General features: G+C 71.8%; 19 protein-coding genes. 6 read left to right on the top strand and 13 right to left on the bottom strand.

Annotated elements, in window-relative coordinates; all coding sequences use genetic code 11:
- The first annotated feature begins 119 nt into the window (after positions 1–119).
- The 5 genes from EDD93_RS31720 to EDD93_RS31740 all read left to right on the top strand — a co-directional run bounded on the left by EDD93_RS31720 (position 120) and on the right by EDD93_RS31740 (position 6,316).
- Positions 120–707 (top strand): hypothetical protein, encoded by a 588-nt coding sequence (locus EDD93_RS31720; protein ID WP_123529037.1) that lies wholly within the window; start codon positions 120–122, stop codon positions 705–707.
- 158 nt (positions 708–865) lie between these two features.
- Positions 866–1,471 (top strand): GPP34 family phosphoprotein, encoded by a 606-nt coding sequence (locus tag EDD93_RS31725; RefSeq protein WP_123529039.1) that lies wholly within the window; start codon positions 866–868, stop codon positions 1,469–1,471.
- A 70-nt stretch (positions 1,472–1,541) separates the two neighbouring features.
- The gene (locus EDD93_RS31730; RefSeq protein ID WP_123529041.1) at positions 1,542–2,441 is read left to right on the top strand and encodes an oxygenase MpaB family protein; all 900 of its coding nucleotides are present in this window, start codon (positions 1,542–1,544) and stop codon (positions 2,439–2,441) included.
- Between the two features lie 17 nt (positions 2,442–2,458).
- Complete coding sequence (locus EDD93_RS31735; protein ID WP_123529043.1) at positions 2,459–4,714, top strand: serine/threonine-protein kinase; 2,256 nt, start codon at positions 2,459–2,461, stop codon at positions 4,712–4,714.
- A gap of 57 nt (positions 4,715–4,771) precedes the next feature.
- Entirely contained in the window at positions 4,772–6,316 is a 1,545-nt protein-coding gene (locus tag EDD93_RS31740; protein ID WP_123529045.1) for an NAD(P)/FAD-dependent oxidoreductase, read from the top strand.
- Between the two features lie 10 nt (positions 6,317–6,326).
- Here the strand turns inward: EDD93_RS31740 and EDD93_RS31745 are convergent, their stop codons facing one another.
- The 11 genes from EDD93_RS31745 to EDD93_RS31795 form a co-directional block, all read right to left on the bottom strand.
- Positions 6,327–7,301: an alpha/beta fold hydrolase gene (locus EDD93_RS31745; protein ID WP_123529047.1), complete on the bottom strand. Its 975-nt coding sequence runs from the start codon at positions 7,299–7,301 to the stop codon at positions 6,327–6,329.
- A 4-nt stretch (positions 7,302–7,305) separates the two neighbouring features.
- Positions 7,306–9,792, bottom strand: a complete 2,487-nt coding sequence (locus tag EDD93_RS31750) for a polysaccharide lyase 8 family protein (protein ID WP_260256013.1) — start codon at positions 9,790–9,792, stop codon at positions 7,306–7,308.
- Complete coding sequence (locus EDD93_RS31755) at positions 9,749–10,909, bottom strand: SGNH/GDSL hydrolase family protein (RefSeq protein ID WP_260256014.1); 1,161 nt, start codon at positions 10,907–10,909, stop codon at positions 9,749–9,751. The genes EDD93_RS31750 and EDD93_RS31755 overlap by 44 nt, the downstream gene beginning before the upstream one ends.
- Positions 10,897–11,973 carry a right-handed parallel beta-helix repeat-containing protein gene (locus tag EDD93_RS31760; RefSeq protein ID WP_123529051.1) on the bottom strand — a complete coding sequence of 359 codons (1,077 nt, stop codon included), beginning with the start codon at positions 11,971–11,973 and terminating at the stop codon, positions 10,897–10,899. The genes EDD93_RS31755 and EDD93_RS31760 overlap by 13 nt, the downstream gene beginning before the upstream one ends.
- Positions 11,970–12,572, bottom strand: coding sequence for a DUF624 domain-containing protein (locus EDD93_RS31765; protein WP_123529053.1), 603 nt, complete (start codon positions 12,570–12,572; stop codon positions 11,970–11,972). The genes EDD93_RS31760 and EDD93_RS31765 overlap by 4 nt, the downstream gene beginning before the upstream one ends.
- Positions 12,573–12,574: 2 nt before the next feature.
- A complete protein-coding gene (locus EDD93_RS31770) occupies positions 12,575–14,554 on the bottom strand; it encodes a hypothetical protein (RefSeq protein ID WP_123529055.1) in 1,980 nt (659 codons plus the stop codon).
- Positions 14,555–14,557: 3 nt separating this feature from the next.
- Positions 14,558–16,345 (bottom strand): heparinase II/III family protein, encoded by a 1,788-nt coding sequence (locus tag EDD93_RS31775; RefSeq protein ID WP_185092581.1) that lies wholly within the window; start codon positions 16,343–16,345, stop codon positions 14,558–14,560.
- A complete protein-coding gene (locus EDD93_RS31780) occupies positions 16,333–17,097 on the bottom strand; it encodes an SDR family NAD(P)-dependent oxidoreductase (protein ID WP_123529057.1) in 765 nt (254 codons plus the stop codon). The genes EDD93_RS31775 and EDD93_RS31780 overlap by 13 nt, the downstream gene beginning before the upstream one ends.
- A 45-nt stretch (positions 17,098–17,142) precedes the next feature.
- Complete coding sequence (locus EDD93_RS31785; RefSeq protein ID WP_260256015.1) at positions 17,143–18,066, bottom strand: carbohydrate ABC transporter permease; 924 nt, start codon at positions 18,064–18,066, stop codon at positions 17,143–17,145.
- On the bottom strand, positions 18,053–18,928 hold the full coding sequence (locus EDD93_RS31790) for a carbohydrate ABC transporter permease (protein WP_260256016.1): 876 nt from the start codon (positions 18,926–18,928) through the stop codon (positions 18,053–18,055). The genes EDD93_RS31785 and EDD93_RS31790 overlap by 14 nt, the downstream gene beginning before the upstream one ends.
- Positions 18,929–19,033: 105 nt before the next feature.
- Positions 19,034–20,302, bottom strand: coding sequence for an ABC transporter substrate-binding protein (locus tag EDD93_RS31795; RefSeq protein WP_123529060.1), 1,269 nt, complete (start codon positions 20,300–20,302; stop codon positions 19,034–19,036).
- A gap of 225 nt (positions 20,303–20,527) precedes the next feature.
- Here EDD93_RS31795 and EDD93_RS31800 point away from each other — a divergent pair, with 225 nt between their 5' ends.
- A complete protein-coding gene (locus EDD93_RS31800; protein WP_123529062.1) occupies positions 20,528–21,643 on the top strand; it encodes a LacI family DNA-binding transcriptional regulator in 1,116 nt (371 codons plus the stop codon).
- A gap of 116 nt (positions 21,644–21,759) precedes the next feature.
- On the opposite strand, the gene EDD93_RS31805 is transcribed toward EDD93_RS31800, so the two are convergent.
- Positions 21,760–23,148 carry an endo-1,4-beta-xylanase gene (locus tag EDD93_RS31805; protein WP_123529064.1) on the bottom strand — a complete coding sequence of 463 codons (1,389 nt, stop codon included), beginning with the start codon at positions 23,146–23,148 and terminating at the stop codon, positions 21,760–21,762.
- Positions 23,149–23,570: 422 nt separating this feature from the next.
- Positions 23,571–24,197 carry a TetR/AcrR family transcriptional regulator gene (locus EDD93_RS31810; protein ID WP_260256017.1) on the bottom strand — a complete coding sequence of 209 codons (627 nt, stop codon included), beginning with the start codon at positions 24,195–24,197 and terminating at the stop codon, positions 23,571–23,573.
- Positions 24,198–24,225: the final 28 nt, after the last annotated feature.

Genomic DNA, 24,225 nt, shown 5'->3' on the forward strand with positions numbered 1-24,225 from the left:
AACAACTCGGGCCCGGCTGTCATCTCACGGGGTGTAATGCACAACGGATTCGGCCGGTCGCCCTGAGTGAGCAGGTGCGTCCGCAGGCGCCGAGTCCCGGTATCCCATGGGGGTTCGTCATGACCACTCTCCTTCGCCGCACCGTCCGTACCGCCCGGTCCGCAGGCCTGGTGGCCGTCGCAGCCGCCGCCGCGGTCGCGCTGACCGCCGGTCAGAGCGGCGCCGCCGGAACCGGAGCGGGCAGCACGCGAGGCAGCGCGCAGACAGCGACGTCCGTCGCGCACCGCGCCGCCGCACCGGTCCGCACCCAGACCCTGGTGGACGGCAGCAAGGCCGAGATCTACAAGCTGGGCGCCCAGCACTACCGGGTAAAGATCGTCAGCGACGGTTATGTCGTGGCCACCCTGGAGACGAAGGGGCACGACGACGGGCTCGACGCCAATGGCATGTACGTCGTGCTCACGCTGGGCGGCGAGGTCCACTCCTGGATGGGGGGCGAGCACACCGGACCGGGCACCTTCAAGCTCGCGGGCGGTTGGACGGCCAAGGTCACCAAGGTCGGTGAACTGCACTACCGCGCTCAGATCCTCGGCCGCGAGGGCGCGGTGGAGGCCACGATGGACGCGAACCAGCACGATGCCGGGCTCGACGCCAACGCCGTGTACATCGTCCTCAGCGCGGGTGGCGTGATCAGCTCCCACATGTGAGGACCGGCGGAATCCGACACCGCCCCGCGAAAGCGTTCCGCCCCGCGAGGGCGGGAGCGATACTGATCGTGACAGCCGCCCCGCTGCCGGGCCGGCCCCGGACGCGGGCCGGCCCGGTGGGGGCGCACCATTGTCGAAGTCTCCGAGGGGAGCCGTTCATGACCACGGCGAAAGACCTGTTCACGATCGCCACGGGCCCGGGGGCGAAGAACTCCGTCGGACAGGGGGACCTGTCCCTCGCGCTCGCGGGAGCCGAACTGATCGACCTCATCGGGGCGGAGGCGGTCACCGTGGACGGCGACCGCATCGTGCCGGGTATGACGCCGGCGCCGGACGACCGGCTCATGGGCGAGGCCGTCGCGGCGCTCGTCCGGCAGGAGCCCTACGAGCGGGTCGAGGACTGGCTGTGGCGCCGGGGCCGTGACCTCTCGGCCGCGTACCAGGCAGCACTGGAGGAGGACGGTGAACTGACGCCGAAGCGCGGCGGGCGGCTCTCCTTCGGACCGGAGCGTGTGGAAGCGGCTGACACGCCCGCGCGCCGACGGGCGGCCGAGCGCTGGGAGGAGCGGGAACCCGTCCTGGTCGCCCTCGCATCCGCCGTCGGCATCGAGGGCGATGACGCCGACGAGGAGCCCGGCTTCGACGACGAGGCGGTGACGACCGTTGTGGCCATCGTCCACGACGCCGTGATGGAGCTGGAGGCCGTGCGCCAGCGCAGGTCCATCGAGAACGCGGCGTTCGCCAACGTCTGGCGCGGACCGTGAGCCGTGCGGGGGCGGGCGCGCGGTAGAGCCCGACGGCGGAGGTGAACGGTAGAGCGGGAGGCAGGACGACATGACGGAAGCCGACCCCGGGCTCTTCGGGCCCGAATCGGTCACCTGGCAGATCCACGGCGACCCGATGATGTGGGTCGCGGGGGTACGCGCCCTGTACCTCCAGGCGCTGCACCCGCGGGCGGTGCGCGGCGTCATGCAGAACAGCGACTTCCGCAAGGACGCCTGGGGCCGGCTGATGCGCACGGCCGGATTCGTCGGGACCATCACCTACGGCACCACCGAGGCCGCCGAGAAGGCGGGCGCCCGGGTCCGCAAGATCCACCGCCTCCTCAAGGTCACCGATCCGGACACCGGCGAGACGTACGGCGTCGACGACCCCGAACTGCTGCTCTGGGTCCACTGCGCGGAGGCCGACTCCTACCTCCAGGTCGAACGGCGCTCCGGCTACCCGCTCACCGACGCGCAGGCCGACCGGTACATCGACGAACACCGCCGCGGCGCCCGGCTCGTCGGTCTCGACCCGGCAGCCGTACCCGCCACCACCGCACAACTGGCCTCCTACTTCGAGCGGATACGGCCCCGGCTGGCCGCCTCACCCGAGGCGCTGGACGTCGACGACTTCCTGCGACGGCCCCCCGTCCACCCCCTGCTGGTACCCGCGCGCGCCCTGCTGTGGCGGCGGGTCGCGGCGCTCGCCTACCAGTCGCTGCCCCCGTACGCCCACGAGTTGTACGGCAGACCCGCGCCGCCGGCGGCCACCGTCGACCGGCGCCTGCGCACCGCCGGAACCGTGCTGCGGAGCATCCCGGACCGGCTGCGCTGGCAGCTCCCGCCGGGCCATATCCTGAACGCCATGGCGCGGCTGGGTCCCGGCAGCCGCCCCACCCCGTACAGACTGACGAGGCAGGCAGCCATACTGGACCGGCCGGGGAGGGCGCAGCGACAGCAGGCGGAGTGACGGGGGCGACAGCGGGGATGGCGGAAACCAGGCTGATCCACAGCCGGTACCGGCTGCTCGATCTGATCGGGCGCGGCGGCATGGGCGAGGTGTGGCGGGCCCGGGACGAATCGCTCGGCCGCCAGGTCGCCGTCAAATGCCTCAAGCCGATGGGCCCCCAGCAGGACCAGGACTTCAACCGCATCCTGCGCGAGCGGTTCCGCCGGGAGGCCCGGGTCGCCGCCGCGCTCCAGCACCGCGGGGTCACCGTCGTCCACGACTTCGGTGAGTACGAGGGCGTCCTCTACCTGGTGATGGAACTCCTGGACGGCCGCAACCTCAGCCAGCTCCTGGAGGACAACCAACAGCACCCGCTGCCCGTCGACGACGTCGTCGACATCGCCGAACAGGTCGCCGACGCCCTGGGCTACACCCACCAGCAGGGCATCGTCCACCGCGACCTCAAACCCGCCAACATCATGCGGCTGGCCGACGGGACGGTGAAGATCTGCGACTTCGGCATAGCCAGACTGGGCCACGACATCAGCGTCACCTCACGCCTCACCGGTGTAGGCATCGCCATGGGCACCCCCCACTACATGTCGCCCGAGCAGATCAGCGGCGGCGAGATCGACCACCGCAGCGACCTCTACTCGCTGGGCTGCGTGCTGTACGAGATCGCCACCGGAGCACCGCCGTTCGACCTCGACGACGCCTGGGGCGTACTCGTCGGACACCGCGACACCCAGCCCGAGTCACTGCGCACCCACCGCGCCGAACTCCCCGGGTTCCTCGACCGCGTCGTCCTGGAACTGCTCGCCAAGACCCCGGAGCAGCGCCCCGCCGACGCGGGCGACCTGCGCCGGCGCATCGCCCTCGGCCGCACCGGCGGACAGCCGTCCCCGGAGCCCGCCGGCCGGGTGCTGCCCGCGCCGCCCGCCCCCGTCGGGCTGCCCGGTACCCGGCCGGCGCTGCCCGACTGGACCCGGGGCATGACCAGCGGCATCAAGGCGACGGGCAGCACCTCGCACGGGCTCCCGCTGCCCGACCACTCGGCGGGCCTCACCGGTGCGTGGACGACCGCCACCGGCCTGCGGTCCGGAACCGGATCCGTGCCGACGGCCGGGACCGGGCGCCCGGCGCCCTCGCCGGAACACCTCGCGGTACTGGCCGGCCGCCACAGCGCCGGCCTCAACCTGGGCCGCCTCGGTCACTGGGAGGAGGCGGGCGAGGTCCACCGGGCGGTCGCCGCCGAACGTGAGCACGCGCTGGGCCCCGACCACCCCGACACCCTCGCCAGCCGCTACGAGGTCGGGTTCACCCTCAGCCGCACCGGTCGCGAGTCGGACGCGCTGCGGGAGTTCGGCCGCGTCGCCCAGGGCCGCGAGCGAACGCTGGGCGCCGACCACGCGGAGACCCTCGCGGCCCGCCAGGAAGTGGCGTACGTACTGGGCCGGCTCGGCCGCCACTTCGAGGCCCACCAGGTCTACGCCGCCGTCCTCGCCTCCCGGGAACGCTCGATGGGCCCCGACCACCCCGACACCCTGCGCTGCCGCCACAACCTGGCGTTCAACCTGAGCCGGCTCGGTCGCCTGGAGGACTCCTACCGCATGGCCCACGAGGTGGCGGCGGCCCGCGCCCGGCTGCTCGGCGCCACCCACCCCGACACCCTGGTCACCCGCTACGAGGTCGGCTACACGCTCGGCCGCCTCGGCCGGTGGGCGGAGGCCCTGCAGACCTACCGGGAGGTCGTCCTGGCCCGGACGCAGGTGCTGGGCGCCGACCACCCCGACACCCTCGCGGCCCGCTACGAGGTAGGCATCAGCCTCGGCCGGCTGGGCCGCAGCGCCGAGGCGCTGGAGCTGTACCGGGCGCTCGTCGAGGACCGGACCCGGGTCAGCGGCGCCGAGGACCCCGAGACCCTGCGCGCCCGCCACGGACTGGGCGTCAACCTGGGGCGGCTGGACCGCTGGGAGGAGGCGCTGGCCGAATCGCGCGAGGTGTGCGCGATCCGCGCACGCGTCCTGGGCGCCGACGACACGGACACCCTCGTCAGCCGCCGTGAGGTCGCCGTCGGCCTCGGCTGGCTCGGCCGCTGGGCCGAGGCGCTCACCGTCTACCGGCAGGTCGCCGAGGTGCGGACCCGGCTGCTCGGCGCCGGCCACCCCGACGTACTCGCGAGCCGCAACGACGAGGCGCACTGCCTGGAACAGCTCGGCCGGGGGACGGAAGCGGTCGAGCTGTACCGGCAGGTCGCGGCGCTGCGCCGGCAGCGGAGCATTCCGCCGTCCTGAGCGCGGCGCCCCGGCCCCCGCTCTGGCCGGTGGCCGCCGTCCGTGCTACCAAGAGCCATGCCCGTACCCGAGAGCTATGACGCAGTCGTCGTGGGCGGCGGCCACAACGGTCTCGTCGCCGCCGCCTACCTCGCCGGGGCCGGGCAGTCCGTCCTCGTCCTGGAACGCCTGGCCGCCACCGGGGGAGCGGCCGTCTCGACCCGGCCCTTCGCGGGCGTCGACGCCCGGCTGTCGCGCTACTCCTACCTGGTCTCCCTGCTGCCGCCGAAGATCGTCCGGGAGCTCGGCCTCGACTTCGCCGTACGCAAACGGACCGTCTCCTCGTACACCCCGGCCGTCCGTGACGGACGCGCCACCGGGCTGCTCGTCGGCGGTGACGGCACCCGCGACTCCTTCGCCGCGCTCACCGGCTCCGACCGGGAGTACGAAGCGTGGCAGCGGTTCTACCGCCGTACCGGACAGGTCGCCGAACGGGTCTTTCCCACCCTCACCGAACCGCTGCCGACCCGTGAGGCGCTACGGGAGCGGATCGGCGACGCGGACGCCTGGCGGATGCTCTTCGAGGAGCCCATCGGCGTCGCCGTCGAGGAGAACTTCGACGACGACCTCGTACGCGGCGTGGTGCTCACCGACGCGCTGATCGGCACCTTCGCCGACGCGCACGATTCCTCGCTCCTCCAGAACCGCTGCTTCCTCTACCACGTCATCGGCGGCGGCACCGGCGACTGGGACGTGCCGGTAGGCGGCATGGGCGCGCTCACCGACGCCCTCGCGGCGGCGGCGCGCGCGGCCGGTGCCCACATCCGCACCGGCCACGAGGCGGTCCGCATCGAGACCGACGGAACGCACGCCGAGGTGACGGTGAGGGCGGACGGGGGCGAGCGGACCGTCGGTGCGCGCCGCGTCCTGGTCAACGCCTCGCCGCAGGCACTCGCCGCGCTCCTGGGGGACGAACCGCCGGAGCCCGCCGAGGGCGCCCAGCTGAAGGTGAACATGCTGCTCACCCGCCTGCCCCGGCTGCGCGACCGTTCGGTCGACCCGCGCGAGGCGTTCGCCGGTACCTTCCACATCGCGGAGGGGTACGGGCAGCTGGCCGGCGCCTACCGGGACGCTGCGGCGGGACGGCTGCCCGCCGTCCCGCCGTCCGAGATCTACTGCCACTCGCTGACGGACCCCTCGATCCTCGGCCCGGACCTCGCCGCCCGCGGCTACCAGACCCTCACCCTCTTCGGCCTGCACACCCCGGCCCGGCTCTTCGCCGCCGACAACGAGGCGACGCGCGCCGCCCTGCTCAGGGCCACGCTCGCCGAACTCGACTCCCACCTGGAGGAGCCCGTCGCCGACTGCCTGGCCCTCGACGGGAACGGCGAGCCGTGCATCGAGGCGAAGACCCCGCTCGACCTGGAGCGGGACCTGCGGCTGCCCGGCGGCCACATCTTCCACCGGGACCTCGCCTTCCCGTACGCCACCGGGGAGACCGGCCGCTGGGGCGTGGAGACCGCGCACCCCAACATCCTGCTGTGCGGGGCGGGCGCGGTGCGCGGCGGCGGCGTCAGCGGGGTCCCCGGCCACAACGCCGCGATGGCGGCGCTGGGCCGGTGACCGGCGACCGCTACTGACCGAACGCGCCGCGCAGGGCCGCGATCTTGCGCGGCAGGTCGTACTCCGCGCCGCCCTCGTGGCCGTTGTACGTGAACACCTCGATCTCGGCCGGGCCCGCGTAGCGGTGGTAGGCGGCGAACACCGTGGACGAGGGGCAGATCTTGTCCATCAGCCCCACCGAGAACCACGCCGGGGCGGTGGCCCGCGCCGCGAAGTTCACCCCGTCGAAGTAGGACAGGGTCTCCATCGCCTCGTCGATCCGGAAGCGGTGCCCGGACAGCCAGCGGGCGATCTCCGCGTACGGTCCCGCGTCCGTGATCTGCGAGGCGCGCCGGTAGTGGCAGAGGAACGGCACATCGGCGACGGCCGCCACGACGTCGTCGCGCAGCCCGGCGACGGCGAGCGCGAGGCCGCCGCCCTGGCTGCCGCCGAGCACCGCCACCCGCGTGGCGTCCACCGCGTCATGCGCCTTCACGGCGTCGACGGCCCGCACCGCGTCCGTGATCAGCCGGCGGTAGTAGTGCCGGTAGGGGTCCTCGATGCCCCGGGTCAGGAAGCCGGGGGAGGAGGAGCCGTTCCCGTCCGGCCCGATGTCCACGGTGTCGGCGGTGTTCTTGCCGCCGCCGCCCTGACCCCGGTTGTCCATGATCAGGTGCGCGTAGCCCAGGGCGCTCCAGGTCAGCCAGGAGTACGGGATGCCCCGGCCGCCGTTGTACCCGATGTACTGCACCACGGCGGGCAGCGGGCCGGAACGGGCCCTGGGCAGCATCAGCCAGGCCTTCACCGGCTGTCCGCCCCAGCCGCGGAACGTCACGTCGAAGACGTCGACGGTGGCGAATCCGGCGTCGTACGGGACGAACCCGGCGTCCAGCTCGAACCGGGACGCCTCGGTCAGCGTCTTCGCCCAGAAGGCGTCGAAGTCGGCCGGCTCCTCCGGCTCCGGCCGGTAGTCGCGCAGCCGGTCCAGTGGCATGTCGAACAGCAAGGGTCTAGCTCCTCTTCAGGGTGAGGTTGAGGGTTGCGCCGTGGCGGCCGGCGGTGTCGGCGGTGATCCGGATGCCGCCGCCGGCCGGTGCGGCGCTCACGCCGGGGTCGGCGGAGACGACGGTCAGCCCCCGCAGCGCCAGGTCGAGCACGACGGAGGACCGCAGCTGCGTCGGGTCGGACAGGGAGACGGTCACCGTCTTGCCCTCGGGCCTGACCAGGACCGAGGCGGGACCGTCCGAGGCGAGCTCCTGCGCGGCCCCCGCCGCCCAGAAGTTCGCGGCGAGCAGCCCGTCCGCGCCGCGGCGTACCGCGTGCACGGCGGTGGAGTCCGAGACCAGGGTCACCGGCGGCGCGGAGGCCCACTGCTCCGTGCGGTCGGCCGATGCCGCCGGTGCCTGGAGCCAGAAGTAGCCGGCCCCGCCCGGGGCGGTTCCGTGGTCCTGCCACAGCGTCAGGTAGGGGCGGGTGACGGAGGTGTCGGTGCCGTACTTGAGGTTGATCTCGCGCCAGGTCGCGGTCCGGTCCTCACGCAGCCCGTGCAGGGTGACGGGCTCCGGGAAGACGTAGCCGCCGGTCCCGGCCAGGTGCAGCCACCGCACCCCGTCCAGCTGATCAGACCAGCCGGTGTCCGCCGGGGCGGCCTCGCCGTTGACGAGCAGCGCCGCCTGCGGGTCCCGCAGCTTCCGGTTCTCCACGACCGTCTCGGCCGTGCCGGCGTCGGCGGTGATGCCGGAACCCACGCACGCGATGACGTCGTCCAGGCAGAACCAGCTCTTCAGCCCCTGCAGCGAACTGCCGAACGCCCGCAGCTCCATGCCGTACGCGCCGAGCGTCGTCGCGGGCAGCGCGGTGCCGCCCGCCCAGTCGGCGGTGCTGGTGGTGCGCTGGCCCGCGGCGTCGGCGGGGCGGCCCGCGATGACCGTGGTGCCGGGCAGCCGTGCCGGGTCGACCGTCGGCCAGTAGTCCTCGCTGTAGTGGCCGAGGTCGTCGGTGTAGAGGAGCACCATGCCGTCGGAGAGGTGCCAGGCGTGCAGGTTCTCGTTCTGGATCGACTCGTAGTTGTAGATCCGGGACGAGTACGCGGAGATGCCGAGCGCGAACGAGGGCCGGTGGTGGGCCGCCTTGTCCATCCGGGGGTGCTGCTTGTGGGCGACCAGCGGACCGCGCGCCGGCACCGGCGACGCGATGACCTGCCGGGCGGCGACGAGCGAGGCGAGGTCGGTGACCGCGAGGAAGTCCCGGTAGGTGTCCTCGGCGATCCACTGCTTGACGAGGGCGGTGAACCGGTCGGCCGTCTCGCCGGGGAAGCCGGGGATCAGCCGGACCACCGCCTCGATGACCGTCTGCGCCGAGACGTGGCCCTGTTTGCTCGGGCGGGCGATCTCGCGCCCGCACACCGATGCCATCACGTCGCCGCGCGCCAGCAGCGGGTCGAAACCCTCGTCGACCCAGCCCCGGACGTTGTCCAGGTCGGGATCGGTGACCGTCCACGCCGTACCGGCCAGGAGGTTCAGCAGCCGTGAGAGGTTGTTGAGCAGCTCCTTGCCGTAGCCGCCGTTGTACGGGTGCTTGTAGTGCTGGAGGAACGAGCCGTCGGAGTAGAAGCCCTCCCCCGTACCCTCGGCCGCCGCGCTCGCGTCGTTGTAGGCGAGGACGCTGTTGGCGCCCGAACCCTCGACGTCCGAAAGAGCGTCACGGACCCGGGCCAGGTCGTCCCCGCTGTCGCGGAGCACGGCGTTCACGGCGACGACGGTGGAGATCCACACCCGGTTGGCGCCGGTCGCGATCTGCCGGTCGGCCCGCCACAGGTTCGGGTCGGGCGTGTAGTGCAGGACGGCCGCCGTGATCCGGGCGAGCCGCTCCGCGCCCAGCGCGTCGTACAGCAGCACGGTCGCGTCGTTGAGCGCGAGCGCGGAGCCGATCTCCCAGTCCCAGTCGTTGTCGAAACGGGTGTGGCCGGGGCCGTAACGGTTGGTCAGCATCCAGTCGAGGCCGGCCAGCAGCAGATCGCGCAGTGCGGTGTCGCCGTACTGCGGGGTGCCGGGTACGGCCCACGCGGTCGCGACCGTGGCGAGCCGCTTGAACGAGGTCGTGACGTGGTTGGAGAGTGTGGTGCTGGTCAGGTCGGGGAACAGCCCGTCGCTGCGCGTGGGGTCCAGGCCCTTGACGGCGGTCGTCGCGGCCTTGCCGGTCCTGGCCACGGCGGCGGCGATCTGCGGGTCGCTCAGGTCGAGGCCGGGGCCGCCCGTGAGCAGGGTGTGCCACCGGGTGCGCAGGGAGGCGGCGTCGTCGACCGGGTCCGCGGCGGCGGCTCGGGCGCTGCCCGCCGGGAGCACGAGCGGCAGGGCGGCGGCCGCGCCGATGGCCGCCGCGCCCGCCAGGACGGTGCGGCGGGTGGTGGTGCCGTTGGTGCCGGAGGTGGTGCCTGGGGTCATGGCGCTGCCCTCACAGAAGGTGTCGGCGGTCGACGGCCGCGGCGAGCGCCGCATGGCCGGAAGGGTTGGGATGGAGCCCGTCGCCGCTGTCGTACGCGGGCCGCAGCCGCTCGGGGTGGTCCGGGTCGCGCAGTGCCGCGTCGAAGTCGGCCACGGCGTCGAAGACCCGGCCGGTCCGCACCGCCGCGTTGATCCGCAGCCGCACCGTCTCCAGCTCCGGCGTCCAGCGGGTCCAGCCGCCGAACGGGGCGATCGTCGCGCCGACCGCCCGCAGCCCGGCGTCCCGGGCGCGCAGCACCAGCTGCCGGTACCCGGCCAGGACGAGCGCGGGATCGGTCTGGCTCGGCGGCTGCTGGAGGTCGTTGACGCCGAGGTGGACCAGGACGGTCCGCAGCCCGGGGAGCGAGAGCACATCGCGGTCGAACCGGGCCTGTCCGCCGGGTCCGAACCGCGCGTCGTCCAGCAGCACCCGGTTGCCACTGATGCCGAGGTCGGCGACCGACGCGCCCGGCAGCCGACGGGCCAGCTGGTCGGGCCAGCGCAGCCCGGAGTCGTCGGGGGTGCCGACGCCCTCCGCGATGGAGTCGCCGAGCACCGCGATCACCGGCCCGTGCGCGCCCGTCACCTCGACGCCCGTCAGCAGGTACACCGACGTGGTGCGCTCCCCGTCGACGTCGTGCGAGGCATGGGTGTTGCGGTGGAAGGACAACGGCCCGGTGGGGCCCGGCAGTTCGGTGCGAACCGTCAGCAGGGACGCCTCGGCGGCCCGCAGACCGGCGACCGCGTCACTGGTCAGCGAGGCTCCCGAGGCCAGCCACGCCTGCCGCTGCCCGCCGAACGTGACGGGCCGCCCGCCGGCGGTCACCGGGCCGATCAGCACGGGTACGGCGCCGAAGGCGTGCCCGTAGCGCAGCCGCACCTGGCCGCCCGCCGTCAGCCGGACGCGCGCGGTGAACACGGCGTCGGTCAGCCCGGCGCTCGCCACCGCATCGGTGTCGGTCGGCGCGGTCTGCGCGGTCGCCCAGGAGGTCGTCCAGCGCGAGCGGCGCGCGCCGCCGGACGCGCCGTCGGCGGCCTGGGCGCCGGGCGCCGCCACCGCGACGGCGGCCAGTCCGGCCGCCGCCGTCAGCACCCCGCGTCTCGCGGGCCCCCGGCCGCTCACTGCGGGCACGCGCCGGTCGGGGTGTACTCGCTGCCGTAGGTGCCGACCGCGTCGCCGCCGGTGTTGCCGCTCATGGTGTTGGTGCAGACGGGGCCCTGCGGGGTGCGCATGAACTTGATGCCGCCGCCGGCGTTGCCCGTGATCGTGTTGCCGTAGACGCTGGTGGCGGTGCCGTCGGTGGCGGTGTCACCGCCGAGCCGGATGCCCGAGCCGACGTTGTCGTGGATGGTGTTGTAGCGGAAGATGTTGCCACTGCCGCGTGCGTCGAGCCCGCCGGAGCTGGGGTCCTGCTGTTCGCTGCAGTCGTTGTACTCGACGTAGTTGTTGGTCGAGTTCTCCTTCACGTCGACGCACTCGTTGCCCCGGGTGGCGATCGTGTTGTGGTGGATGCGGTTGTTGCGGCTGATGTCGGGGGCCGCGTCCGGGGCGCCGTTCGCACCCTGCTGCTCGGGGGCCGTGCCGAGGTAGATGCCCTCGCCGTTCTTGCCGCCCCCGCCGAACCTGAAGTCCGCGACGCCGCAGTCGGTGATGGTGTTGCCCGAGATCTCGGCGCCCGTCACCAGGTAGCGCACCCGCAGGCATTCGTCCGCCGCGTTCTTCAGGGTCATATCGGTGATACGCAGACCGCCCACACCGTTACCCGGAGTCGTGCTCATGACATAGATGAGCTTGAGGCGGTACCCGGACACATCGCCGGCCGAGCCGTGCAGCCCGTCCACGGTGAAGCCGTTCAGCGTCGTCGAGTCGTGCTGCACCTGGATGATCCGGGCGTCACCGGCGCCCTTCACCACGGCGTTCGACGGACCGGTGACGGTGACCCCGGCGCGCTTGGTCACGACATCCTGCTTGTACGTACCGGCGGCCAGGTTCACCACCGCGCCCGTCGGCGCCAGATCGACCGCCTTCTGGATCGTGGCGAACGGGGACGCCGCCGACGTACCGGAGTTGGTGTCGCTGCCGGACGGCGATACGTAGTACGCGGTGGCAGCGGCTGCCGCGGAGGGCGGGGAGAGGACGAGCGGGGCGCCGACGGCGAGCGCCGCGACGAGGGTGGTGCGCAGTGCGTGGCTCATGGGGTGTGCCTCCTGGGATCGGCGAAGGACAGAGCGAGCAGTACGGGAATGCTCGGGCCGAGCAGCAGTGGCCCCAGCGGAACGACGAGGGAGAGCAGTACGGCGGAGACCACCGCACCGAGCAGGGCGGTGCCCCGGGCGGCCGAGCCGAAGCCGAGCGCCAGCGCGCGGCGGGTCCAGTCGCGGAGCGTGCCGCCGGGCGTCCGGCCGGCCTCGGCCGCCAGCGCCACATGGTGGATGACCAGCGCGGCCGCGATGCCCGCCTGGGCGGCGAGCAGTACGAAGGTCCACGGCTCCGAACGGCCCAGCAGATAGACGATGTTGGCGCTCAGGACGGCCGCCGCCGCCGTGGAGGCCAGCCCGTGCCGCCACATCGAGCGCCAGTACCGGGGGAAGGCCGCGAAGGTGTTGGCGAAGCAGTGGCTGTCTCCCTCGGCCCGCCACCGCTGGAGACCGTGCGCCATCGCGGCGAGCGCGGGCAGCCAGGTGACCACCCCCAGCGACAGCACGACGAACGCGGCGCCGGCGGCGGCCGGGTAGGCCACGAACTCCAGCCGCCGCAGCAGCGTCGGCCAGCTGGACGAGAGAGTTGCCTGCATGATCAGCCGACCCTTCCTGTATACGGTTCCGGCACGTCGAGGAGCACCGTGCCGTCCAGTTCGAGCCGGGTGGCCGCCACCACGTGTGGCGCGCCGTCCGAGGTGAGCAGCACGGCCGCGGCGTCGGCGCTGACGCCCTCGGTGCGGATCCGGCGGGCGACGGGGGAGAGCAGCACGGTCTCCGTGCCGAAGGTCACCCCCTGCCCCTGGGCGCAGGGGACCTGCGAAGCGTCCTGTCCCGTCGCCGGGTCGATCGCGGTGAGGAACAGGCCCCCGGTGGACCGGGTGGTTGTCGAACGCAGGGTGTGCAGGGTCCGGGTGAGGCTCAGCTCCGGCGTGCTGGACGTCGGATTGGCGACCACCTCGGTGACCTCGCAGCCGGTCCGGCCGTCGGCGGGCGCGAACTGCCGCACCCGCGCGGTGGCCTCCCCGGCCCGGATCAGCCGGCCGCCGTCGGGCAGCGGTTCGGTGGGCCGGTCGGTCTGGAGGAGGAACGTCCACTCGCGGGCCGCCTCCGCCTCGGCCAGGTCCAGCAGCACCAGCCGCCCCGACGGGGTGAACACCAGCGTCCGGTCCAGCCGCCGCACCCCGAGCGCGGGGGCGTACATCGCGGCGATCTCCGCCGTCGCGTGTGCCCATCCGCAGTCCGGGGAGACCAGCACGTCGCGCTGCCTGGCCTGCCGCTCGAACGGGATGTCCCGGTACACGTGGTACCGGTCCTCGTCCGCGTACCCCTGCCCGTCCACCAGCAGCAGGTTGTGATGGGCGGCCCGCTTGCGGTTGCTGTAGCCCTCGTCCACCGCGAGGAACTCGCCCTGCGCGACCAGCACGAACGAGCCCGAATCGGGGTGGTGGTGGCCCTGGTTGAGGGTCTCCCAGCCCAGTTCGGCCCGGTGCTCGGCGGCCGTCTCCCAGGCCCGGTGGCCCCCGCCGGGGCTGGCCTTGAACGAGACCAGGGTGGCGTCCTCGTCCCATCCGGTACGCGCGGCCAGCAGCCCCAGGTCCGGGAAGAACGCCCGGGTCTCGGTGGGCCTCGCGGCCTGCACCGACGGGTCGTACCAGAGGTATTCGAGATAGGCCTCCGGCAGGATCCCCGGCCGCACACCGCTCTCGGCCGCCTCCTTCCACAGCAGCTCGCCCGAGGCCAGATCGCCCATCCACTGGGCCTCCGGGATGCCGTACTGCGCGCCGAGGCGGTAGTACAGCCCGGCGCTGTGACCGCTGCGCCGGTCGTGGCAGTCACCGTGATCGACGTTGAACGCGAAACCGGGCGCGGTCTGGTGCAGCCGGTAGCGGAAGGTACGGGACATGAACCCGCCGCGGTCCCACCAGTCGATGCCCTCCGCCTCCTTCAGGAGGTCCAGGTGGATGGCGAGGAAGGGCACGCCGTAGCGCCAGTACACGACGCCCTCGGCGTGCGAACCGTCCTCGGGCATCAGGTCGAGGACGGTTGCGAGGTTGTCCTTGGCCCGCTCGGTCCACTCCTGCTTGCCCAGCACATAACCGGCCGTCGCCAGACCCGCGTAGCAGATCCAGTTGTGGTTCTGCCAGTACGACGAGGACCACCAGCTGCCCTCGCTCGCCACCGCGTACTCGTACATCCGCCGCCCCTGGAGCAGCAGCTTGTACCGCAGCAGCGCCCGTACCCCGTCCGGCAGGTCGTCACCGATCCACTTGTAGGTGAGGGCCAGGTGGTGCAGCAGCCAGCCGGCGTCCAGGTCGTGGTCCGGCATATGGGCCTTGCCCCAGTGGGGCAGCCGCACCGCGGCCTCGATCCAGCGCCGGCTCTCCGCCAGATGGGCCGGATCGCCGCCGACCCGGTAGGCCAGCGCCGGGTTGGAGGCGGCGGGGCCCAGCCAGGTGATGCTGGCCAGGGGGTGTGTACGCGGCGGGGTCAGCCCGCGATGGCGGGTGGCCTCCTCGTACAGCCGCGTCTCCTGCGCGGGGCGCGGTCCTGCCGGCGGGGTCGCCGAGAGCAACAAGGGTCAGTCCTCCGATCGGAACCGTGTGGTGCTGCCGTCCGCGAGACGGACGCTCAGCCCGTCCTCCGTGAGCGTCACATCGGTGACGGCGGGCCCGGCGGACCCGGCCTGGTACACCGAGGCGAAGGTCACCCGGTCGGTGACGGCGCTGAAGTCGACCCGGGTCCGCACGCGTTGCGGGTCGTCGGCGGGGCCGGGACCCGGGGTGCTCACCGGGCGGACCGGTACGCCGGCGAGGTGCGTGTGCCAGCCGTGCAGCGTCTCGTCGCCGTACCAGGTGGTGCGCACCGGGCCGGCCCCCTGCGACTGGACGTCCAGGGCTGTCCCGGGGCGCAGTTGGGCGGTGATGAGCCGGTCCTCCCCGGCGGTCACGGTCAGCAGGTCCACCAGGAAGCCCTCGCCCGCCACGATCCGCCGGACGGCGCGCACGCCTTCGTAGGCGGTGGTCACCTCGGCGGTCACCGAGTGGTCGTCCCAGGCCAGCAGCGCGCCCGTGCACTCGGCCTGCTCGGCGCCGTCCACCCGGAACGCCGGGTGCGCCTCGGTCGACGCGTACAGATCACGGAACTCGGCGTGCGCGTAGGGGACCTGACCGGGGTCGGGCTGCCACGGTGTCGTATCGCCGTAGAGATAGAGGGACAACTTGTCCCGGTGGCCGTGCGATCCGCCGTGCGGGCCGAAGTCCAGCAGTGCGTGGATGCCCGCGACCCGCAGCACCCCGTAGCCCGCCGCCCTGAACACCGTCAGCGGAGCGGGCGCGGGCCGGGCCGGCAGCGGCGGGCCGGCGAACCAGCCGCCCAGCTCCCGGTCCAGGCCGTCGTCCGCGTCACCGAGCTCGGCACGGGCCCGCCCGGCCACCGCCTCCAGCGCGTCCGAGGGGACCAACTGCTGTGTCAGGGCTACCAGTTCGAGCCACTCCAGGGTCAGTGGTGCGCGCAGATACGGACCGTCGTGCAGCGCCGGGAGAATGCCGCCCGGGGTCGCGATCGTCGCCAGCACGTCCGTCATCCCGGCCAGCACACCCACCACATCGGCCGGAACGGCCGCCGGATCGGTGGACCGCAGCGCCAGCAGCGCCGCCCGCAGCACGAACCCGTGGTAGTAGGTGCTGCCCTCCCACTCCCAGCCGTCCTCGGCGACCGCGACCCGCAGATGCGCGTACAGGCCGTGCTCGCCCTCCAGCCACTGCTTGGCGCCGTCCCATTCCTGCCCGCGCGCCGCGGCGGCGCCGCGACCGGCGGCCACCCCCGCGGCATTGAGCCACGCGGTGTAGTTGGAGGAGAGCTGTCCCTTCCCGGTCAGCACGTCCCGGGCGTCCAGGGCCGCCCGTTCCAGCGCGTCCAGCAGCGGCAGCACCCCGGCCAGGTCCTCCGTGCCGTGCTCGGCGAGCGTGATGACCGCGTGGCCGATGTTCACCGCCCAGATCGCGTCGGTCAGCGCCTGGTGGAACAGCCGGCCGCGCAGCATCCAGCCCTGCGCCTCACCGTGCTGCGCGGTGGCGAGCTCCTCGTACAGACCCGCGTACTCGACGAGCCGGGCCACGGCCTCGGCGCGCTCGCCCCGGTGGGCCAGCACCCGCAGGTGCCGCGCCCACGCCTGGTGCGACAGCACCAGCCAGGCGCCGCGCACCGCCTCGTCGTCCACCCGGCAGCCGTACGCGCAGCGCGCGCCGCCCTCCGGGAACACCCCGCCGAGCACCTCGCCGTGATCCAGTTCCACCCCGTGCGCCGGGCACACGTACGCGTGCCACCAGCCGCCCCGCTCGCGGGCGATCCGCCTCAACGCGGCCACACGCCACCGTCGATGTCCACCGTGGTGGCGGTCAGGAAGCCGGACGCGGGCGACGCGAGGTGGACGACGGCCGAGGCGACGTCACTCGGAGTGCCGGCGCGGCCCACCGGGATGCCCGCCTCCATCGCCTGCTGCGCCTCGGGCGCGGTGAACGTGTCGTGGAAGGCGGTGCCCTTGATGAAGCCGGGTGCGACGGCGTTCACCGTGATGCCGCTGGCGCCCAGCTCCTTGGCGAGGCCCTTGGTGAATCCGACGACTCCGGCCTTGGCGGCCGCGTAGGCGACCGAGCCGGGACCGCCGCCGTTGTGCGCGGCCAGCGAGGACATGGTGATGACGCGCCCGGCCGAGGACCTGGTCAGATGCGGCAGGGCGGCGCGCACGGTGCGGAAGGCGGAGGTGAGATTGGTCGAGATGACCTGCTCGAAGTGATCGTCCGTCATCTCGGCTATCTTCGCCCGGCCGATCAGATGACCCGCGTTGCAGACCAGGACGTCCAGGCCGCCGAGGAACCCGGTCGCCTCCTCGACGAAGCGGTCCACCTCGGCGGTCACCGTCACATCGGCCTGGAACGCCTTGGCGCGCCGGCCCAGCGCCTCGATCTCGGAGACCGTCTTCGCGGCCTCGTCGGCGGAGGAGTGGTAGTGGACGGCGACATCGGCGCCGGCCTCGGCGAGGGCGACGGCGATGGCACGGCCGATGCCGTGGCCCGCTCCGGTCACCAGCGCGCGGGAACCTTGGAGATCAGCAGACATGGGGGGTAAACCTTTCGGTATCCGGTCGCTCGGGACCGGGACCGGTCACTTGAGACCGGCGGTTGCGAAGCCCTGCACGAAATAGCGCTGGCCGATGAGGAAGAGAACGACCATGGGCAGGGTGGCGAGCGTGGTGCCCGCCATCAGGAAGTGCCACTGGGTGCCGTTCTCGGTCTTGAAGACGGAGAGCCCGACCTGGATCACCCGGAGATTGTCCGAATGGGTCACCAGCAACGGCCACAGGAAGTTGTTCCACGAGGACTCGAAGGTCAGCAGCGCCACCGTGATGAAGGCGGGCTTGACCTGCGGGGACATGATCCTGGAGTAGATCCGGAACTCGCCGAGCCCGTCGAGCCGGGCGGCTTCCTCCAGCTCCACCGGGAGGTCCAGGTAGAACTGCCGGAAGAGGAAGACGGCGAACGGGGTGACCGCGCCGGGCACGATGAGCGCCCACCAGGAGTCCAGCCAGCCGCTGCCGCCCTGGCCGAAGAGGTCGTTGCCACCGGCCAGCGGCATGAAGCGGACGATCAGGAACTCCGGCAGCACCTTGGTGTACGTCGGGATCATCAGCGCCGCGATGAACAGGTAGGAGATGACATCGCTGCCGCGGAACCTGATCCGGGCCAGTGAGTACCCCGCCATCGACGCCACCAGGACGTTGATGAGGGTGTGGCTGACCGCGATGACGAGGCTGTTGCGGGCGTACGTGGCGAAGGGCGCGGCCTTCAGCGCGTCGGCGTAGTTGCCGAAATCCCAGTGCTCCGGCAGCAGTCCGGCGTCCTGCGACGCGATCTCCACCGGTGTCTTGAGGGAGGTCAGCACCATCCAGACGAACGGCACCACCATCAGCAGCGAGACGACGCAGAGTGTCAGGAAGAGCGCGATCCGGCCGGCGGAGCGGCGCCCGGCCTTGGTGGCGGGCCGGGGCGGACGCACGGCCCCGGGCTTGTGCAGCTCAGCTGTGGCCACGGGTGCCTCCCATCATCCGCCGGTTGACCAGGGTGAAGCCCATCAGCAGGACGAACAGCACCAGGGACTGGGCGCAGGCGTAGCCGACGCGGAACTCCCGGAAGGCGGACTTGTAGATCTCATACGTCATCATCGTGGTGCTGTTGGCCGGTCCGCCGTCGGTCAGGATGTAGATCTGGTCGAAGGACTGGAACGCGTTGATCATCGAGGTGATGAGCACGAAGAACGTCGCCGGTTTCAGCAGGGGCAGCGTGATCGAGAAGAACTGCCGCACCTTCGAGGCGCCGTCCACCGACGCCGCCTCGTACAGCTCCTTCGGCAGGGACTGCAGCGCGGCCAAGTAGATGAGCATCTTCATGCCGATGCCCTGCCAGATGCCGACCAGGATCACCGACGGCATCGCCCATGACGTCGAGGCGAGCCAGGCAGGTCCCTGGATGCCCACGAAGGACAGCAAGGTGTTGAACAGGCCGTTGCCCGGGTTGTAGATCCACAGCCAGACCAGTGCGATGGCCACCGTCGCGGTGACCTGCGGCAGGAAGATCGCGGTGCGGAAGATGCCCCGCGCCTTCAGGCCCGTGTGCAGGGCGAGCGCCATCAGCAGCCCCAGCGCCATGCCGAACGGCACGGTGAAGAAGGTGTAGACGACGGTGTTCACGATGGACTTGCGGAACACCGCGTCGTCCAGCATGTCCCGGAAGTTGTCGAACCCCACGAACTGCGGCGGCGTCAGCACGTCGTACTTGGTGAACGCCAGGACCACCGACGCGATGACCGGCAGCCCGATCCAGAGGGAGGCGTGCAGCAGGGCGGGTGCCACCAGGAACATGCCGGCCCGTTGCCTGCGGCGGCCGGGACCCATCGGGGTCCTGCGCGACCGGCGTGCCGCCGGTGCGTTGTGCTCAGTCGGGGAAGGCGGCCGTGCGGGCCGTGCCTTCAGTACGGATGTCGCTCCCACAGTGACGCCTCACATCCGGCCGATGGCGGCCTCGGCCAGCCGGCCGAGTTCCGCGATGGCGTCCTTCGCGGACTGACCGCCCACGATCGCGGGCTCCAGCGTCGGCTTGATCTTCTCGCGGATCTCCATCCACGCGGCGGTGCCGCCCTCCGAGCGTGCGGCGCTCATGTTCCGCAGCGACAGATCGACGAACTTGTTCTCCTTCACGTAGCCGCTCTCGTTGAGGTCCTTGAGACCCGGCACGGAACCGCGCTGCTTGGCCGCGCCCAGGATCGACTCCGGCGTCGCGAGGTACTCGACCAGCGCACGGGCCGCCGCAGGGTGCTTGGAACGCGCCGACTGGGAGACCAGGGTGCCGCCCTGGAGCATCGCGGGCCGGCGGTTGGCGAGGACGAAGCAGCCGAGTTTGTCGTCCTTCAGCAGGTCCGGCGACTGCTCGCGGCACTGCTCCCACAGGGCGCTGGTCGTCATCATCATCGACGCCTTGCCGGTCTGGACGTTCGACGGTGCACCGGCGGCCGTCTTCTTGGTGTAGTCGGCGGAGCCGTCCTTCGAGAGGTCCTTGAAGAACTGCAGCGCCTCGACGCCCCGGCTGTCGGTGAACAGCACCTTCTTGCCGTCCTCGCTGAACAGCTGACCGCCATTGGCGAAGAGGAACGTCTCCCAGCACTGCCGCAGCTCGATGGAGAACGGGTCGAAACCGATCCGGCCGCTCTTCGTCAGCTGCTTGGCGATCGCCCGCAGCTCCGCCCAGTTGGCCGGTGTCTTCTTGATCCCGGCCTCGGCGAAGTGGTCCTTGCGGTAGACGACGATGCGGGTGTCGAGGACCACCGGCAGCGCGTACAGCTTGCCGTCGTAGCGGGAGGGCTCCAGCACCCGCTTCTCGTAGTCGTGCGCGGTGGCGAACTTCTCGGGCAGCGGGGCGATCGCCTTCTTGGCCGCGAACGGCGGGATCCAGCCGACACCCATCATCAGCACGTCGGGCAGCAGGCCGCCCGCGAGACCCGTGGTGATCTTCTCGTTGAGCTGCGTGTACGTGGTGTAGTCCACGTTCACCTTGACGTCCGGGTACTTCTTCCGGAAGCCGCCGAGGATCTGCTTCTCCAACAGCGTCTTGCCGTTGGCGCCCTCGTAGATCGGGGTGAGCAGCGTGATCTCGCCCTCGGCGGGACCGTCGGCGGAACCGGCCGCCGAGGAGCCGGTGCCGCAGCCGGAGAGGGCGGCCGCGGCAGTGCCGGCGCCGATGGCAGCGAGCAGCGACCGTCGTTTGAGTTCCATGGGCACCCCTTTTGAGGTGGAGGCGGTGGATCGATCCAGCGATGGCAACCCGGCCATGGCTGGGAAGCGCTGGTAAATCGATGCACTGAGACTAGGAACGCGTCGAGACGCGCGTCAACAGCTGATGCACAACAATTTTCAAGGAAGTTAACGGGTGTACCGGTGAAGAGAGTTCAGTAAATCGGTACACTAGTGTGGCTGAACGCGTTCCGAACCGGAGGTGGCATGAGCGGGGTAACGATCCATCAGGTCGCGGAGGCCGCGGGAGTATCCGCGAGCACCGTGTCGAACGTCCTCAACGGGCGTACGGACCGTATGCAGGCGGCCACCCTGGCCCGCGTGGAGCAGGTGATCGAGCGGCTCAGCTACCGGCCCAACCGTGCGGCACGGATGCTGCGCACCGGCCGGATCAAGGTCATCGGTCTGATCGTGCCGTCCGTCGCCAACCCTTTCTGGGGGGCGCTCGCCCGGGAGCTGGAGGCCATCGCGCTGGCCGAGGGCTACCACGTACTGCTCTGCAACAGCGAGCGCGACCCGGCCCGCGAGCTCAAGTACGGGGAGGAGCTGCTGGCCGACGGGGTGAGCGGCGTGGTGCTCTGCTCCTCGCTGCCCTCGCTCGACCATGTCGCGCCGCTGCTCGGCCGAGGCCTGAAGATGGTCGCCTTCGACCGCACCGCCCAGGCCGGCGACCCGCCCTCGCTCGCCTCCATCAGCGTCGACAACGCGATGGGCGCGGAGCTCGCCACCCGGCACCTGCTCGAACTGGGGCACCGCAGGCTGGCGTTCGTCTCGGGCTCGGTCAACAGTGTCAACCGCCGCGAGCGGCTGCGCGGCTTCCGGGCCGCCCTGGAGTCGGCCGGCCTCGACCCCGCCGACGCGATCGTCTGGCCGGGGGCGGACACCGCCGAGTTCGGGGACAAGGACGCCGCCGAACTGGGCCGCAACGCCGCCCGTGAACTCCTCGCCCGGCCGCGCCCGCCCACCGCCTTCGTCGCCATCAACGACATGTGCGCCATCGGCATCTGCCGGGGCGCGAAGGACGCCGGGCGCAGCGCCGGACAGGACGTCTCCGTGGTCGGGTTCGACGACATCCTGCTCGCCGACCTCTTCGAGCCGCCGCTCACCACGGTCCGCCAGCCGCTGCCGGAGATGGCCGCCGAGACATTCCAGCAGCTGCGTGCCCGTATCGACTCGGCGCCGGTCGCCGGGCGTTCGCTGCTGATCAGGCCGAGGCTCGTCGTGCGCGAGTCGACCGCGCAGGCGCCCGCCGAGGCGACGGTGCCGGCGAGCCGGGCGCGCGTCGGTGAGGCGGCGGCTCCGACGGCGGGGGCACGGGGGTGACCGGGGCGCGAGGAGCGCGAGGGCGCCGCCACCGGGGCGTGCCCTCGCGCGGGTGACCCGGCCGGCTTCCGGGACGCGGGCCCTCGCGTGGCCGCCGCGCCCCGGAGGTGCGGATCTCAGGAGGCGGTGCAGGCTCCGACGGCGGGCGCCGAGGTGTTGCCGTTCGTCATGACGGTGAAGCCGAAGGACACCGAGGCCCCGGCGGCCAGGCTCCCGTTGCCGTTGGGCCTCATGGTCATCACGTTGCCGCTGCTGTCCCAGGACGGGGTTCCGTTCCAGGTGGTGGAGACCTTCTGCGGGGAGGTCACGGTGACGGGCACCGTCCAGCCGCTGATCGCGGAACTCCCCGCCCGCACCGTCACCTGGCCGTTGAACCGGTCGCCCCAGGTGTCCGTCCTGGTGTAGGTGGCGGTGCAGGTGGCGCCACCGGTTCCGCCGTCACCGCCACCGCCGGAGCCGCCGAGCGCCGTCAGTACCGCGCTGTACGCGGGCTTCTTGGCGTAGTCGCCGTCGAGGAGCAGGGGAGTGCCGCCGCTGCGCCACGAGTACTTGTCGGTGACGCCCCAGACAGTCATTCCCGCACACCGGGACACGGCCAGGCACGCGTTCGCGACCTTGGTGTAGTCGGCGGCCTGCGCCGAACCCGATCCCTCGATGTCCAGCTCGGTGATCTGGACGTCGACGCCCAGATCGGCGAAGCGCTGCAGATTGGCCCGGTAGTCGCCCGGGACGGGCGAGTTGCCGTTGAAGTGTGACTGGAAGCCGACGCAGTCGATGGGTACACCGCGCTGCTTGAAGTCCTTCACCATGGCGTAGACCGCGTTGCTCTTCGCGTTCTGCCCGTCGGTGTTGTAGTCGTTGTAGCAGAGTTTCGCACCCGGGTCGGCAGCGCGGGCGGTGCGGAACGCCTCCTCGATGTAGCCACCGCCGAGCTTGTCCTGGAAGGGCGAGCTGCGCCGGGCTCCGCTGCCGCCGTCCTGGAAGGCCTCGTTGACGACGTCCCAGGCGTAGATCTTTCCTTTGTAGTGGTCCATCACCTTGGTGATGTGGTTGTTCATGGCCGTGCGCAGATCGTCGGCGCCGAGCCCGCCGACCCAGCCGGGCAGCTGGGAGTACCAGACCAGGGTGTGGCCGCGGACCTTCATGCCCTTGCCCTGCGCGTGGCTGACGATCTGGTCGGCGGGACCGAAGCCGAAGGAGTTCCGGGTGGACTCGACGGCGTCCCACTTCATCTCGTTCTCGGGCGTCACCATGTTGAACTCGGTGTCCAGCGCCGAGGCGTACGCGGACTCACCGAGGTGGTTCGCGGCGACCGCGGTGCCGAAATACCGGCCCTTGGCGGCGGCCGAGGAGCCGAGCGTGGTCGCGGCGTCGGCGGTGCCCGCCAGCGACAGGACTCCGGCGGCGGTGAGAACTCCCGCTGTGGCGAGGGTGAATGCTCTTCGTGCCCGGGAGCGCAGCGGCCGGTGCGCGGATTCTCCACCGGGTGGGGGATTGAGGATCACTTTCCAACACCTTCTTCCGGTTGAACGGGTGGTGCGGGGAGCGAGATCGGGTGGTGAGGGGAGCGAGGGAGAGTATGCGCGCGCCGGAATGGCTCGTCAACGGCGCATTTCCGAAATATTTCGAAAGGGTTAACCGCTCGCTTGTTCCGATGAATCGCTCTGACCTGGCCGTATGTGAGTCATCGGGCATCGCGGGTATCCAAATGAGGGGACGGATGCGTACATTCGCATCTGAGCGTTACGAAAGCACGTCGAAAGCTCGTCCTGCCGGTCTGGCCCATGCTGGTCGCGATTGCGGAATGTGTTCACGCGTATCGCTGCCGACCTGCGGTCTAACGCATGTGCTATCGCTGTGCGTGCTGTTTCCCTCGGGAATCCGGCACCTTCGCGGCGAAATATTTCGACGCGGAAAAAACCTTCGGTCAGTTGGTCTGGGGCCGGGCGCCGTGGCGCAGTCCGTCGACGAGCAGCGCGACCATCCGCTGTGTGTGGCCCTCCCCGTCGTCGTGAGCGGGCATGGCCAGGTTGCCCGTGGCGCGCAGCAGGTCGTCCGGGCCGATGTCGGAGCGGATCTCGCCGGCTCGCACCGCGGTGTCCAGCAGTGCGCCGAGCGCGGGTACGAAGCGCTCCTGGAAGTAGTCCGGCAGGCTGTCGTAGGCCCGGTCGCCCGAGTGGAGGGCGGCGCCGAGCCCGCGCTTCGTGCCGATGAAGACCGCGAAGCGCTGCAGCCACATGGTGAGCGCCTCGGCCGGCCCGTACCGCGCCGCGAGAGGCGCCGCGGCGTCGGCGCAGGCGTCCACCTCGTTGCGGAAGACCGCGGCGATGAGGTCGGAGCGCTGCGGGAAGTGCCGGTAGAGCGTGCCGGCGCCCACGCCCGCCCTGGCGGTGATCTGGCGTACGGGTGCGTCGACCCCCGAGGTGGCGAAGACCTCTGCGGCCGCCGCCAGCAGGGCGTCGGTGCTGCGCCGGGCGTCGGCGCGCAGGCGCTTGCCGGGCTGGGCCCCGCTCGCGCCGCTGCCGGTGGTCTCCCGGTCCGTGTCCTCGTGCACGATGCTCCCCTTGCTAAGCGGAACACTG

It is taken from the genome of Streptomyces sp. 840.1 (assembly GCF_003751445.1).
In the GTDB taxonomy this organism is placed as follows: Bacteria; Actinomycetota; Actinomycetes; order Streptomycetales; family Streptomycetaceae; genus Streptomyces.